Source organism: Stenotrophomonas sp. VV52 (assembly GCF_002893095.1).
GTDB classification, from domain to species: Bacteria; Pseudomonadota; Gammaproteobacteria; order Xanthomonadales; family Xanthomonadaceae; genus Stenotrophomonas; species Stenotrophomonas aracearum.
In genome coordinates, this window is sequence record NZ_PKQQ01000001.1 from 341,384 (window position 1) to 356,668 (window position 15,285).

General features: G+C 66.5%; 9 protein-coding genes and 1 pseudogene. 7 read left to right on the forward strand and 3 right to left on the reverse strand.

Annotation, left to right across the window (positions count from 1 at the left end; translation table 11 throughout):
- The first annotated feature begins 50 nt into the window (after window positions 1–50).
- Window positions 51–4,190, forward strand: coding sequence for a DUF1592 domain-containing protein (locus tag C2U58_RS04050; protein ID WP_102944648.1), 4,140 nt, complete (start codon window positions 51–53; stop codon window positions 4,188–4,190).
- A gap of 42 nt (window positions 4,191–4,232) precedes the next feature.
- Window positions 4,233–4,667, forward strand: a complete 435-nt coding sequence (locus C2U58_RS04055) for a hypothetical protein (protein ID WP_102944649.1) — start codon at window positions 4,233–4,235, stop codon at window positions 4,665–4,667.
- Between the two features lie 59 nt (window positions 4,668–4,726).
- On the opposite strand, the gene C2U58_RS04060 is transcribed toward C2U58_RS04055, so the two are convergent.
- From C2U58_RS04060 to C2U58_RS04070, 3 genes and pseudogenes are all read right to left on the reverse strand, one after another.
- The gene (locus C2U58_RS04060) at window positions 4,727–6,463 is read right to left on the reverse strand and encodes a pseudouridine synthase (protein WP_102944650.1); all 1,737 of its coding nucleotides are present in this window, start codon (window positions 6,461–6,463) and stop codon (window positions 4,727–4,729) included.
- A pseudogene (gene scpB, locus C2U58_RS04065) lies at window positions 6,456–7,447 on the reverse strand (SMC-Scp complex subunit ScpB). Before scpB ends, C2U58_RS04060 begins: the two are co-directional and overlap by 8 nt.
- Window positions 7,448–7,462: 15 nt before the next feature.
- A complete protein-coding gene (locus C2U58_RS04070; protein WP_102944651.1) occupies window positions 7,463–8,368 on the reverse strand; it encodes a ScpA family protein in 906 nt (301 codons plus the stop codon).
- Window positions 8,369–8,670: 302 nt separating this feature from the next.
- Between C2U58_RS04070 and C2U58_RS04075 the strand changes: the two genes are divergently transcribed.
- The 5 genes from C2U58_RS04075 (at window position 8,671) to C2U58_RS04095 (ending at window position 15,270) form a co-directional block, all read left to right on the forward strand.
- Entirely contained in the window at window positions 8,671–8,970 is a 300-nt protein-coding gene (locus C2U58_RS04075) for a YciI family protein (protein WP_102944652.1), read from the forward strand.
- Window positions 8,967–9,236: a BolA family protein gene (locus C2U58_RS04080; protein ID WP_102944653.1), complete on the forward strand. Its 270-nt coding sequence runs from the start codon at window positions 8,967–8,969 to the stop codon at window positions 9,234–9,236. The genes C2U58_RS04075 and C2U58_RS04080 overlap by 4 nt, the downstream gene beginning before the upstream one ends.
- A gap of 148 nt (window positions 9,237–9,384) precedes the next feature.
- The gene (locus tag C2U58_RS04085; protein ID WP_102944654.1) at window positions 9,385–10,422 is read left to right on the forward strand and encodes a LacI family DNA-binding transcriptional regulator; all 1,038 of its coding nucleotides are present in this window, start codon (window positions 9,385–9,387) and stop codon (window positions 10,420–10,422) included.
- Between the two features lie 54 nt (window positions 10,423–10,476).
- On the forward strand, window positions 10,477–13,536 hold the full coding sequence (locus tag C2U58_RS04090; RefSeq protein ID WP_102944655.1) for a TonB-dependent receptor: 3,060 nt from the start codon (window positions 10,477–10,479) through the stop codon (window positions 13,534–13,536).
- A gap of 105 nt (window positions 13,537–13,641) precedes the next feature.
- Window positions 13,642–15,270, forward strand: coding sequence for a glucoamylase family protein (locus C2U58_RS04095; RefSeq protein ID WP_343125462.1), 1,629 nt, complete (start codon window positions 13,642–13,644; stop codon window positions 15,268–15,270).
- Window positions 15,271–15,285: the final 15 nt, after the last annotated feature.

The following is a 15,285-nucleotide window of genomic DNA, read 5'->3' on the forward strand; positions in this document are numbered from 1 at the left end:
CGTGCGGTATGAATTCAACGGGGGTCGAATTCACACAGTGGGGACCTCCGATGAAAGCCGGGATCGCGGTGGTTGCGCTGATGATGGCGCTTGCGTTGGGTGGATGCCGCCGGGAGGAGGGCGGGTCCGGTTCGGTCAGGATGGCCTGCGATGACCCCCAGTGGGCACCGGACAGCGGTTACGTTGTCGGCGACACCGTGCAGAACCTGGGGCAGCGTTACCAGTGCACCATTGCTGCGGGCTGGTGTAACCAGGAGGCCTACGAGCCGGATGGCTCGAGTGACGGCCACTGGAAGGAGACCTGGACGCACCTGGGCGCCTGCATGGCTCCCGATCCGGATCCCGACCCACAGGGGAACCGGATAACCCTGGAACTGCCGGCCGGGATCGAATATGGCACCGGTGGGGCCACCGGCGAGATCACCGGCAAGCTTCAGTGCGGCGAGGACGTCCACCCGATCCAGGGCAGCTGGGGCCAGACCGTTGTCATCGACGACCTGAAGCAGTGCAACTATGTGCTGATCCTGGACAGCAACGGCGTCGGCGCACCGATGGATACCGGCCGCATCCTCCGGATCACCGAGCCGTCCGGCCAGAACGTCATCTTCAAACCGCGCTTTCGCCGGTTGCCGGACGTGGCGCGCCTGAAAGGCTTGCCGGGGATCAAGGTCGAACTGTTCGCCTCGGGCCTGGACCAACCGCGGCAGATGGCGCTCAACGACGCGGGCACCGTGCTGTACGTCGGCAGCAGTGCCATTCCGCACTGGGCGGACGTGCCGGTGGGCGAGGGCAGCACCGCCAATCGCCGTGCCCAGGTGCTGTACGCGCTGGAATTGAACGCGCAGAAGACCGGCACTGCGGCCACGTACGTGATCGGTACCGGACTGGAAGAGCCGCACGGCGTGGCGTACCGCAACGGCACTTTGTACTTCGCCACCAGCGGCAGCCTGCGGCGCATCGACGACATCGACAGCAAGTACCGCACCGGTGCGCTGATCGGCACCGAGGTCTGGAAATTCCCGGCCGACGACACTGCCTTCCCGATGCCGGACGTGCCGCCGTGGCGGTGGTACCACCAGAAGCACTCGCTGCACTTCAACACCTTCGATCCCACCGACGAATGGATCTACACGGACGTGGGCATTCCGTGCAACGTCTGCATCACCACCAAGGACACGCGCTACGGCACCATCCTGCGCGTCAACCCGGCCACCGGCGCGTCCGAAGTGCTGGCGCGCGGCATACGCAACGCGGTCGGCATGGACTGGCAGCCGGCCACCGGGACGGTCTGGTCGGGCGACAACAACCGCGACGGCTTCGACAATCCCGATGAATTGAACGTGTTCAACATGATGCGCGCGCCGCGCCACTACGGGGCACCGTACGTCTTCGGCCGCGACACCGTCGGCATCACCGACTCGGAGTGGGAGCGCCGCGAAGAGCTCGACGCGCTGCGGATTCCGCAGGGGGCGATCCTCAGCGACAAGGCACCTTCCGACATCAACACGCTGCACTTCTCGCCGCCCGCGTTCGACTTCGGCAGCAACTTCGCGCCGCTGGGCATCCGCTTCTGGAAGACCTACGCGCCGCAGCGCGGACGCCAGTACCTGCTGGCCGCTGTGCACAGCAAGGGCAGCGACGAACGCCCGGGCATGAACATCACGGTGTTCACGCTGGAGGGAGACACGGTGGAAGCGTCCATTCCGCTGGTGCAGGGCTGGCGCGGCACCGGCCCGACCACGCCCTCGGGCTGCATGCAGGAGAACGGCTGTATTGGCAGCCCCGTGGAGTTCCTGCCGATGCCGGACGGCTCGCTGCTGGTCAGCGACGACATCTCGGGCAACATCTATCGGCTCACGTATGTCACCGACGGACTGCCGGCCACCACGCTGACACTGAGGGCGCCGGCCGCGCCCTCTGCGGACGTTGCCGGCCAGCAGGTGGTCGGCTTCCTGACCGGCCCGGACGGGGATCGTCGCGATTTCGGCCTGGCCTGGGGCAAGAGGCTGGTGCTCAACGGCCTGCCACACGGCGACTACAAGGTGGAATGGAAGCCGTTCGACGAGTGGGTGCCCGAACAGCGTGAGATGCAGGCCACGCTCGGCGCAGGGGCGCCGGACGCCGAGGTCGCTGCCGCCTACATCGAACGGCCCGAGGTCAATGTCGAGCTCACCCTGCAGGCCCCGGCCAAGCCGGCCGGCGCCCTGGCCGAGACCTGGCAGGTGCAGCTGCGCAAGGGCAACCAGGGCTGGGTGCCGGTGGACGTGGCCTGGGGTGGCGAGGCCAAGGTGGCGCTGGAGTATGGGGACTACGTGGTGCATTACCCATACACCGAAACGGCCTACCCCGAGCCGATGCGCGAACGCATCCAGGTGGACTACGACACCGCGCCGATGACCCGCACCACCGCCTACACGGTGGTGGAGGACCTGGGCAAGCAGGTGCTGCTGGACGACCCCAACGGCTGCGTGGGCTGCCACTCCGCCACCAGCTGGAACGACCCGGTCAAGGCGATGCGCTGGGTGGAGAACGTCGATGCGCTGAAAGAGAAGATCATCGGCATGACCACCAACATGACCGCCAACGGCACCCACTGCGATGGCGTCTGCGCGTCTGAAATTTCGGATTACCTGGTGAACACGGTCTGGCGCGAATACAGCAACCCCGGTCCGCAGGCCGGTCCGCGCCAGCTGCGCATGCTGGCCCGCACCGAGTATGCGAACGCGGTGCACGACGTGCTGGGGGTGACGGTGGATCCGGAAGACCTGCCCGACAACAAGGCCGACGGCCCGGACTTCATCTACCCGGTCGAGGCCATTGCCAGCACCTTCACCGCCGAGGACGTGCGCAAGTACTACGACACCTCGTTGAAGGTGGGCGGCGCGATCGACGAGGCCGCGCTGGCCACGCGCTTTGGCAGCACGGCGGCCGATTTCGTGGCGAACCTCGGGCGCGAGCTGTTCCGGCGCCCGTTGTCCGCCACGGAGAAAACCCGCTACGAAACCGTGTACGGCGAGCCGGAGGGTGGCGCACGGGGCGTGGCGCTGGCGATGCTGGCCTCGCCGTATTTCCTGTACCGTTCGGAGATGGGCACCAAGGACGCGGACGATGCGCTGTTCACCCTGACCCCGTATGAGCGGGCCACGGCCTTGTCGTTCACGTTGCTGGGCACCACGCCGGATGCCGCGCTGCTGGACAAGGCGGGCAATGGCGAACTGGAGACGGAACCGCAGGTGCAGGCGGTGATCGACGGCATGCTTGCCGACCCGCGCGCGGCGCAGCAGCTGACCCGGTTCTTCTCGTTCTACGCGGGGCTGGCCCCGGGCATTCCGGTATCGCCGCGTCCCGGGCTGGACGCCTCGATGATTTCGGCGATGCGCGATGAGTTCAGGATGACCCTGGAGGACAACTTCCACGACGGCTCCGGTACCGTCCGCGAAGCGTTCAATCCGGGCTATACCTACCTCAACGAGGCGCTGGCCAGCCATTATGAAATCGGCGGGGTCACCGACAGCGCACTGAAGAAGATCACGCTTTCGGCCGAGCAGGCGCACTGGCGCGGTGGCGTGCTGAACGCCGGTCTGTTCCCGGTCAAGTATGCGAACAACCACTCGACCTCGCTGGTAATGCGCGGATTCGTGATCCGCAACAGCCTCTTCTGCCAGACATTCGCATCCAACGCGATCCGTCCCGACCCGGATCCGTATCCGGATCGGCCGATTGGCGAGCGCGAGAAATGGCATATCAACACCGGCCCGACCGCATCGGAAGGCACCTGCTGGACCTGCCACAAGTTCTTCAACGACACCGGCGCGTCGATGGAGCACTTCGACCAGCTCGCGAAACTGCGCGATACCGAGCTGGGCATCAACGAGGGCTACACCGACCAGGAGGTGCCCATCGATGCCTCCGGGCCGTTCATCGACACCTCCGGTGGCAACTGGGTGGACCACATTGACGATGTGCGCGGCATCGCCGAGCACGTAGCGGACAACCGTGAGGCGATGATGTGCCTGGCCAGCGGCTTCTATCGCTATGCGATGGGCGCGCGGCCGGACAAGTCCAGCCTGAAGACGGTGTCCAAGGCGCGCGACACGCTGCTGACGGATGGCGACGTGCGCAAGCTGGCGTCTACCTTGCTGACCGCTGAAACGATGAACCGCCGCCTGGACGAGGAGCCCGCCAAATGAGCTAGATTCGGCCTCATCATCCACCGGCATGGGGTCACCGCAATGAAGAAGCGTTTCCTGGTTCTGATCGGGCTGGCCAGCCTGGGCGCGGTTCCGGCCGCCCAGGCGGCCGGCAACATCGACTGCGAACTGCAGTACAACCTGGCTGGGTGGTCGGTGTTCTACAAGACCGCCTCCGGTACCGGCACCATCACCTGCGACAACGGCGCGCGTATTCCGGTCAAGATCACCGTCAAGGGCGGCGGCCTCACCGTGGGCAAGTCGAAGATCACCGACGGCAAGGGCAGATTCAGTGGTGCCTATTCGCTCAACGACCTGATCGGCTCGTACGCGTCGGTGGAGGCGCACGCCGGCGCCGACAAATCCAGCAGCGCGCAGGTGGTCACCAAGGGCGACGTCTCACTGGCCCTGGCCGGCACCGGCAAGGGGTGGGACCTGGGCGTGGCAGGCAGCCGATTCACCATCGAACGCCGCTGACCGAAACCGCAGGCTCCAAACGAAAAAACCCGGTCAATGACCGGGTTTTTTCACTTCACTCAGCCGCCACGCGGGCCGCCGCCACGGTGACCACCGCCGCCGGGGCCGCGGTTGCCGCCCGGACGGGCGCCGCCGGGACGACCGCCCGGACCACGCCCACCCGGACCACCGGGGCCGCGATTGCCGCCGGGGCCACCCGGGCCACGGTTGCCACCCGGGCCGCCCGGACCGCGGTTGCCCGCAGGACGGCCGCTCGGGCGCGCATTGCCGTACGGGCTGGCGCCCGGGTTGGCATGGTCGGACGGGAAGCTCGGGGCATTGCCCGGGTGACCGTAGGGATGGCGCTGTGCGCCCTGGCCACCGCGGTTGCCCGCGCCAGCACCGGCCGGACGACCCTGGCCGCCGAAGCCGCCACGACCTTCACCGCCACGGCCTTCGCCACCGAAACCGCCGCCGCTGCGCTCACCGTACGCACCACGGCCCTGGCCGCCTGCGCCGCCCGGACCCTTCGGCTTGCCGTACGGACGACCCTGGCCGCCGGCGCCGGCGCCGGCACCCGGACCGCGCGCGCCCGGGCCACGGGCAGCGCCCGGACCCGCATTGCGGTGGTTGCTCGGGCCGGTGCTCACGCCATCGGGCACGTACCAGCTGCGGAACGCGGCCGGGTTGCCTTCGGGAAGCGCACGGTTGCCCTTGTCGGGACGCTGCTTGAACGGGCGCTGCGACTGCTTGGCCGCCGCTTCGCCGGTGACCGTCAGGCCACCCTTGAAACCGCCGCCCTTGCCGCCGCGACCACGGCCGCGCTCTTCGCGCACGTTGTCGAAACGACGCAGCTCGCGGCCTTCATCGGCCTGGTTGTGGCCGTTGACGTAGGCATTGCCACGGCCACCTTCGCGCGAAACGCGCACGGTGGTCTTGGCGGCGCGGCGCTGGCCGATCACCGGCTGCAGGGTCAGCGCCGACGGCGCGCCTTCTTCCAGCTTGAGTTCGGCGCGCAGCTGCTCGACCTGCTTGGCGGTGAGTTCCTGCGACTGGCCACGCAGCAGTTCGCGCGGCAGGGTGATCTTGCCGTAGCGGGTACGCTTCAGGCGGCTGACCTGGCAGCCCTGCGATTCCCACAGGCGGCGCACTTCGCGGTTGCGGCCTTCCTTGACCACCACGCGGAACCAGTCGTGCGAATCGGTGCCGCCGATGCGTTCGATCTCGTCGAACTTGGCCGGACCGTCTTCCAGCGCCACGCCACGGGCGAGGCGGTCGACGATGTTGTCGGGCACCTTCTCTTCGCCTTCCGGGGCGCGCACGCGCACCACGTATTCGCGTTCGACCTCGTAGGAGGGGTGCATCATCGCGTTGGCCAGCTCACCGTCGGTGGTCGCCAGCAGCAGGCCGGTGGTGTTGATGTCCAGGCGGCCGATCGCGATCCAGCGTGCGCCCTTCAGGGCCGGCAGCGCTTCGAACACGGTCGGGCGACCTTCGGGATCTTCGCGCGTGGTCACTTCGCCTTCGGGCTTGTTGTAGGCCAGCACGCGCGAGGTCTCGGTCAGCGCGGTGGCAACGAAGCCACGGCCGTCCAGGTCGACCTTGTCGCCGCTCTTGATCGACTGGCCGGTCTTGGCCACTTCGCCATTGACCTTGACCAGGCCGTCGGCGATGCGCTGTTCCAGCGCGCGGCGCGAACCGAGGCCGGCCTGGGCCAGCACCTTGTGCAGGCGCTCTTCGAGCTTGGGCTGTTCGGTGGCGGTTTCGCGCTTGAGCGAAAGCTTGTTCAACGACAGCTTGCGGGGGGTGTCACTCATTTACTTGGCTCCGGCCGGCGACGTTTCGTCGGCCTCTGGTTCGGGATCGGCTTCGTCAACAGCCACGGTCGTCGTCGCGACGGCGTTGTCTTCGGTTTCTGGATGGTGCGCCGTGCGGTCTACCGGCACGGAATCGGGCTCGCCATCGCTGGCGGGTGAAGCATGGTCGGCGACTTCCGCAGGTGCGGGCGCGTCGCTATTGTCCTGCGTGTCGTCCTGTTCCGCCAGTCGGGCCGACATCAGCGCGGCACGGGCGGCGGCACGGGCCGCGTTGGGGTCCAGTGGCGGTTCCGGTTCGGAATCGGAATCGGCGTCGGAAGGTTGGTCGGCGTCCGGCAGCCGGGCAGAGCCCGGCTCTACGTCGGTGTCACCTTCGGCGTCTGGAGTCGCTGCACCTGCAGCGATCCGGCCGGCCGGCTGGCCGTCGGTGTCCAGCGGCAGCTGCGGTTCCAGTTCGCCCAGGTCGCGCAGTTCCGACAACGGCGGCAGTTCGTCCAGGCGCTTGAGCCCGAAGTAATCCAGGAAGCCCTTGGTGGTGCCGAACAGGGCCGGCTTGCCGGGCACGTCGCGGTGGCCGATCACGCGGATCCATTCGCGTTCTTCCAGCGCCTGGATGATGTTGCTGCTGACCGCCACGCCACGGACCTGTTCGATCTCGCCGCGGGTGATCGGCTGGCGGTAGGCGATCAGCGCCAGGGTTTCCAGGGTGGCGCGGGTGTAACGGGTCTTGCGCTCGGTCCACAGCCGGGTGATGAAGCCGTGGACCTCGTTGGTGACCTGGAAGCGGAAGCCGGAGGCGACCTCGACCAGCTCCACGCCACGGTCGGCGCAGCCTTCGCGCAGCAGTTCCAGTGCGCGTTCGATGCTGCCCGGCGGCGCCGGTTCCTCTTCCGGGAACAGGCCCTGCAGCTGGGCCAGGGTCAGCGGCTGGCTCGAGGCCAGCAGCGCCCCTTCGACAATACGGTTGATCAGCGGTTGATCCATGCGTGGGTCGGGTGCTCAGTCGGATTCGTTGGCGGCGTCGGCATCGTCGAATTCGCTGTTGAACTGCAGCGGTTCGTTGGTGTTGCCGGCGGCCAGGGATTTGACGTAGATCGGCGCCAGCGGCGCTTCCTGCACGATGTCCAGCAGCTGTTCCTTGGCCAGTTCGAGCAGGGCCAGGAAGGTGACCAGCACCCCCAGCTTGCCTTCTTCGGCGGTGAACAGCGTTTCAAAACGGTAGAACTTGCCGTCTTCCAGACGGCCCAGCACGTCGCCCATGCGCTGGCGCACGCTCAGGGCCTCGCGCTTGATCGCGTGGCCGGTGAACAGCTCGGCGCGCTTGAGCACGTCGTGCAGTGCCAGCAGCATTTCCTTCAGGTCCACCGGCGGCGGCAGCTTGATCGCCGCGCGGTCGGGCACGAAGGCATGCGCCAGGCTGGTGTCGCGGTCCTGCCGGGGCAGGGCGTCGATGTCTTCGGCAGCCTGCTTGAAACGTTCGTACTCCTGCAGCCGGCGCACCAGTTCCGCACGCGGGTCGCCTTCCTCGCCCTCGATGCTCGGCGGGCGCGGCAGCAGCATCCGCGACTTCACCTCGGCCAGGATCGCGGCCATCACCAGGTATTCGGCGGCCAGTTCGAAGCGCAGCTCCTGCATGACATTGATGTAGTCCACGTACTGCCGGGTGATTTCGGCAACGGGGATGTCCAGGATGTCCAGGTTCTGCCGGCGGATCAGGTACAGCAGCAGGTCCAGCGGACCTTCAAACGCGTCCAGGATGACTTCCAGCGCATCCGGCGGGATGTACAGGTCCTGCGGGATCTGCAGGACCGGTTGACCATGCACCACGGCCAGCGGCATTTCCTGCTGCTGCGGGGCGGTCGGCCGGGTTTGCGGGTTCGCGTCGAGCGCGAGTTCGGAAGTCATCAAGATTGACGTCGGTATTGCAACGGACCAGTTTGCTGCGCCGGACCCGGCCGCAAGCCATGACACGCCTGTGCCGGCGTGGTTCCACATTTCAAACAGCAGCAGGACGCGCTGCGAACGTGCAGCGGCAGAACTACAGGAGGTCGTCTACGTGTGCTGGTGTGGGGCAGGGGGCCCGGTACCGACCGGGTTGCTGCGTCCAGCCACGTGCAATGTGGACAAGAGTACGGCTTCACAACGGCAGTGTCCAGCGAGGCGGGCTAGAATCGCGGGGTTTGTTTAGCTGAACCCTGGAGTTGCCCGTGTGGTATGTGATTGAAGGCTATGACGGCACCGATGTGCTGCCCGCCCGGCTGGCGGCCCGCCCGGCCCACCTGGCCCGCCTGGAAGCCCTGCGCGACGAGGGCCGGCTGCTGCTGGCCGGCCCGTGCCCGGCCATCGACAGCGAAGACCCGGGTCCGGCCGGCTTCAGCGGCAGCGTGGTGATTGCCGCGTTCGATTCGCTGGAACAGGCACAGGCCTGGGGCGCCGAAGACCCCTACGTGGAGGCCGGCGTGTACACCCGGGTGCAGGTGCGCCCGTTCCGCAAGGTGCTGCCGTGAACCGGGTCGAGCGTATCCGCGCGGCCCTGCAGGCCGCGCTGGACCCGGTGCTGCTGGAGGTGGAAGACGACAGCCACCGCCATGCCGGCCATGAAGGCGCGCGCGACGGGCGCGGGCACTTCAACGTGCGCGTGGTCAGCGCCGCGTTCGAGGGCAAGCTGCCGCTTGCGCGCCACCGCATGGTCTATGCGGCCGTGGGCACGATGATGGAGACCGATATCCACGCGCTGTCCATCGACGCCCAGACCCCGCCAGAACAGGGCTGAAACCCTTGTCCTGCCTTGTCCCGGCAAGTCCCGGGGCGACCTCTCCAAGACATCTCGAGGTTACCGCCGTGAGACATTCGCCTAACGGACTGTTTACATCCGGGAATGAAAACGCTTACATTCCGCGCCAAGCCCAGATCTCTAAGCCGTGGAGGGCGGCGAAGTGAACAAGGCAGCCATCACCATCAAAGATGTAGCCCGCGAAGCCCGCGTCAGCGTGGCAACGGTCTCGCGTGCGCTCAACGGCCATGAAAACGTCGCCGAGCCCGTGCGCAAGCTGGTGCTCGAGGTGGCAGCGCGCCTGCGCTACACCCCGCACGCGGCCGCCCGCAGCCTGAGCAGCCGGCGCACCAACACCATCGGTGTGGTGCTGCCCGACCTGTATGGCGAATTCTTCTCCGAACTGATGCGCGGCATCGACGGGGTGGCACGCGCGCGCCGCCAGCACCTGCTGGTGTCCAGCTACCACGGCGACCAGGAGCAGCAGGGCGCGGCCCTGCGCGCCATGCGCGGCCGGGTCGACGGGCTGCTGGTGCTCTCGCCGTATGCGGAAAGCCCGGGTTTCCTGACCGACAACCTGCCGCAGTCCTTGCCCACGGTACTCATCAACACGTACCTGCCCGAGCAGGACCACCCGGTCCTGAGCATCGACGACCATGCCGGCGCCATGGCGATGACCCGCCACCTGCTCGATGCCGGGCATCGCCGCATTGCCTTCATCGCCGGCCCCGATCTGAACTTCGATGCGCGCGAACGCCTGCGCGGATTCCGCGACGCGCTGGCCGCGTTCGGTGGCGAAGCGCACGGTATCGAGCTGCCCGGCGACTTCGACGAAGCCTCCGGCCACCGTGCCGGGCAGGAGCTGCTGGCCGCCGGCGCATTGCCCGATGCGGTGTTCGCCGCCAACGACATGATGGCGCTCGGCTGCCTGTATGCATTCGCGCAGGCCGGCGTGCGCGTGCCCGCCGATGTGGCCCTGGCCGGCTTCGATGACATTCCGCTGGCGCGTTTCGTTCACCCCTCGTTGACGACGATGCAGGTGAGTATCGCCGAGTTGGGCGACAAGGCGGCGACGCGCCTGCTGCAGTTGATGGATGGCAACAACACGGAAACGGAAGGCGACAAGCAGACGCTTGTACCCACCCTGATCGTGCGTGATTCAAGCAAGAAAAGCGTAACGCCGTAACTTCAAAAAAAGACAGGCAGCCGCAATGACGGCTTCCACCACCCGGAGATTTACATGACGTATTTCAATAACCGCACCCGCATGCCGGCCCGCCGCCTGCTCAGCAGTGCCCTGGTCAGCTGCCTGTTGCTGGGTGCTGCGCCGGCCGTGATGGCCCAGTCCGCCACCTCGTCGCTGCGCGGCCAGGTCGCCCAGGCCGAAGCCGGTACCGAAGTCACCGCCACCAACGTGGCCAGCGGCAGCGTGCGCCGCGCCACCACCCGCGCCGACGGCAGCTACTCGCTGATGGGCCTGGACCCGGGCACCTATGACGTGGTCGCCAACGGCCAGACCCAGAAGGTCACCGTGACCGTGGCCTCGACCGCGACGCTGAACTTCAGCGGCGCTCCCGCCAACGGTTCCACCGCCAACGCCACCAACCTCGACACCGTCAACGTGGTTGCGCCGACCCTGCTGCAGGAAGTGCGTACCTCCGAAGTGGGCAAGACGGTCAGCCTGCAGCAGATCCAGACCACCCCGCAGGTCTCGCGCAACTTCCTGGAGTTCGCCGACGCGGTGCCGGGCATGATCTTCACCCGTGATGCGAAGGGCAACACCTCGCTGCGCGGCGGTGCCACCAATGCCGACGGCACCAACGTCTACATCGACGGCGTGGGCCAGAAGAGCTACGTCAAGGGCGGCGGCGTCGCCGGCCAGTCCGGCAGCGCCGGCAACCCGTTCCCGCAGCTGGCCATTGGCGAGTACAAGGTCATCAGCGGCAACTACAAGGCCGAGTACGGCCAGGTCTCCAGCGCGGCCGTGACCGCGGCGACCAAGTCCGGTACCAACGAATTCAAGGGTGAAGCGTTCTACCGCTACACCGACGAAGACATGCGCGCCAAGACCCCGGCCGAGCGCCAGGAAGGCAAGAGCAAGGAAGTCTCGGCCGAGAAGGAATACGGCTTCGCCCTGGGCGGCCCGATCGTGCAGGACAAGGCGCATTTCTTCGTGACCTATGAAGCCAAGCGCTTCGACCTGCCGGTGACCATCGCCCCGGAAGGTTCGGTGACCAACCGCGTCGGCCTGCTGCCGGCCGATGCCGCCGCCCAGCTCGGCCCGGCCAGCCAGCCGTTCGAGCAGGACCTGATCTTCGCCAAGATCGACGTCGAGCCGACCGACAACGACCGCATCGAGCTGACCTTCCAGGACCGCGACGAAACCCAGCAGCAGTTCAGCGGGCAGACCGCGCCGTCGCACGGCAAGGAAACCGAGAACACCGACCGTCGTTACGCGCTGCGCTGGAACCACAGCGGTGAGCGCTTCTACAACGAGCTGATGCTCACCCACGAAGATTCGTTCAACAACCCGGTGCCGCTGACCATCGGCAACGGCTATGTGTACACCGCCCCGGACGGCACCGACGACCGCACCCTGGTGCAGATCGGCGGCGCTTCGGCGCTGGATTCGCAGGTGAAGGGCCAGAAGGGCTGGTCGATCGAAGACAACCTGACCCTGGACGGCATCGAGTGGCAGGGCGACCACACCATCAAGATGGGCGCCAAGTACAAGGAAATCGACCTGTACGCGTCCGACGCGCAGGAGATCAACCCGCAGTTCACCTATACCCTGGGCGACCCGGACTTCCCGGATTCGATTCCGTACAAGGCGCAGTTCGTCAAGCCGGTGACCGGCGTGACCGGCGTGACCGGTGAAGTGCGTTCGAAGGTCAAGCAGATCGGCCTGTTCATCCAGGACGACTGGCAGGTCAACGACCACCTGCAGTTGAACCTGGGCCTGCGTTGGGACTACGAAAAGAACCCGAGCTACCTGGACTTCGTGACCCCGCCGGAAGTGGTGGCGGCGCTGTACAGCCAGGATCCGCGCGCGGCCGCTGGGCAGACCTATGCGCAGTCGCTGGCATTGAGCGGGTTGAACATCAACGACTACATCAGCACCGGCCACAACCGCAAGGCGTTCAAGAACGCCTGGCAGCCGCGCCTGGGCTTCTCGTATGACATCAACGCCGACGAGATGCACGTCGTGCACGGTGGCGCCGGCCGTTCCTACGACCGCGACCTGTTCGACTACCTGCAGCTGGAAACCACCAAGCTGGCCCTGCCGCAGCCGACGATCTACTTCCGCAACCCGGCCACCGGCGCCTGCCTCAATGGCCAGGCCGCGTGCTACGACTGGGATCCGAACCTGCTCAACGGCATCCAGAACCTGCAGGCCCTGGTCGGTTCGACCAGCAATGCCGGGCTGGAAGTGGACCTGCTCAACAACAACCTGAAGGCGCCGTACGCCGACCAGTTCAGCCTGGGCATGTCCAACCAGATCGGCGAGTGGCTGACCGACGCCACCGTGGCGCGTACGCTGACCTATGACGGCTTCGCGTTCACCCTGGGCAACCGTTACCCGACCGGCCAGTTCTTCGACGACCCGCGCCTGTGCGGTGGCACCTCGCCGGGCCTGAGCCAGGCCTGGAGCTGCAACATCCCGGGCTTCGGCAGCCTGATCATCGGGCAGCAGGGCATCAAGACCCGTGCCACGCAGGTGCTGCTGTCGGCGCAGAAGCCGTTCACCAAGGAAAGCGGCTGGGGCACCTCGATCGCCTACACCTGGACCACGGCCCGCCACAACCGCGACATCAATGAGCATTACGCGTTCGACCGCGGCCTGATCACCGACTACCCGACCATCCGTTCCAACGGCGCGCCGCGTCACCGCATCGTGCTGACCGGTTCGTATGCCGGCTTCTGGGACATCACCTTCGGCGGCAAGATCACCCTGGCCACGCCGACGGCGGTCAATGACTGGTACCCGGTCACCCAGGCCAGCGGTTTCGACCTGCCGACCCCGGGCGCCGCCGTGCCGGACGGCAACGGTCGCTTCCTGCTCGGTGGCAAGATCTGGGGCTACCGTTCGGTCGACCTGCAGGCAACGAAGACGTTCAAGATGCCGGGCGATACCGAGCTGTACGCGCGCATCGACATCATCAACGTGTTCAACTTCGACAACTTCTCCAATTACAACTACACCAAGTCCAACGGCAAGCTGCTGGCCAGCTACAACGAGACCGGCGATATCGTCGGTACGCCGCGCCAGGTGAAGGCAGAAGTCGGCTTCCGCTTCTGATCGCAACAGCCGGCGCCGCCTGAGGGTGGCGCCGGTTTTTTTCGCAGATGGTTTGTAAACGATTTCAGTTGCAGGGACGTTATCCTCCCTGAAACGCACACGTAAATGAGGTGGTGGTCGATGAAGGCACGTCGTGTTCTGGCTCTGGCCGTGTTGGCTGCAGCGATCGTGGGCTGCAAGCCGCAGGCCGAGCAACAGCCCGCCAAGCCAAAACCGCCGGTCATCCTGATCGAGGCCGACGCGCCGCCGCGCCCGATGAAACCCGAGCTGCCGCCGCTGTTCGACGATATCGAACGCCGCACCTTCCAGTTCTTCTGGGACACCACCAACGAGGTCAACGGGCTCAGCCCGGACCGCTATCCCTCGCGTCCGTTCGCCAGCATCGCCTCGGTGGGCTACGCGTTGACCGCATACCCGATCGGCGTGGAGAACGGCTGGGTCAGCCGCACCCAGGCGGTGGACCGCACCCTGACCACCCTGAAGTTCTTCCGCGACATGCCGATGGGCCCGCAGCGCACCGGCAAGGGTGGCTACAAGGGCTTCTACTACCACTTCCTGGACATGCAGCAGGGCCACCGCTATGACAGCTGGGTGGAACTGTCCAGCGTGGATACCGCGCTGCTGATGATGGGCGTGCTGTTCGCGCAGTCCTATTACACCGGCGACGACCCGCGCGAGAAAGAGATCCGCGCCATCGCCGATACGCTCTACAAGCGCGTCGACTGGCCGTGGCTGCAGCAGCGCGCCCCGCTGATCTCGATGGGCTGGTTCCCGGAAAGCGGCTTCATCGACCATGACTGGATGGGCTACAACGAGGCGATGATGGTCTACATCCTCGCGCTCGGCTCGCCGACCCATCCGGTCAGCCCGGACGCGTGGACCGTGTGGACGCGCACCTACGACAACGACTGGGGCGTGTTCCAGGGCCAGGAATACCTGTCCTTCGGCCCGCTGTTCGGCCACCAGTACAGCCACGTCTGGATCGACTTCCGCGACATCCAGGACGCGTACATGCGCGAGCGCGGCAGCACCTACTTCCTCAACAGCCGCTCGGCCGCGCTGGCCCAGCGCGAGTACGCCATCGCCAACCCGGCGCAGTGGAAGGACTACGGCGAGAACGTGTGGGGCCTGACCGCCAGCGACGGTCCGCAGAACACCACCCAGGAGTTCCGCGGCGAGCAGCGCCAGTTCCGCCATTACTCCTCGCGCGGCGCCGGCCTGCGCGAGAACTTCGACGACGGCACCATCGCGCCGACCGCCGCGATCGCCTCGGTGGTGTTCGCGCCGGAAGAAGTGATTCCGGCCACGCTGGAAATGCACAAGCGCTACGGCGATTACCTGTACTCCAGCTACGGCTTCCTGGATTCGTTCAACCCCAGCTTCAACTTCGACATTCCGCTCAAGACCGGGCGCATCGTGCCGGATCGCGGCTGGGTGGCCAGCGATTACATCGGCATCGACCAGGGCCCGATCCTGACCATGATCGCCAACTACCGCAACGATTTCGTGTGGGACACGATGAAGAACAACCCGCACATCCGTCGCGGCCTGGAGCGCGCCGGTTTCAGCGGCGGCTGGCTGACCCCGGAAGGCGAGGACCAGCCGATGGAACTGCAGAAGGATGAAAAGTCCGCTGCCGCGCGTTCCATGGGCATCGCCGAGTCCCGTGCGGCCGCCGCGCAGGAACAGAAGAACAACGCCAATTCGAACCGCAACCAGCCCCAGGGGAAGTAAGCAGTGTTTTTGTCG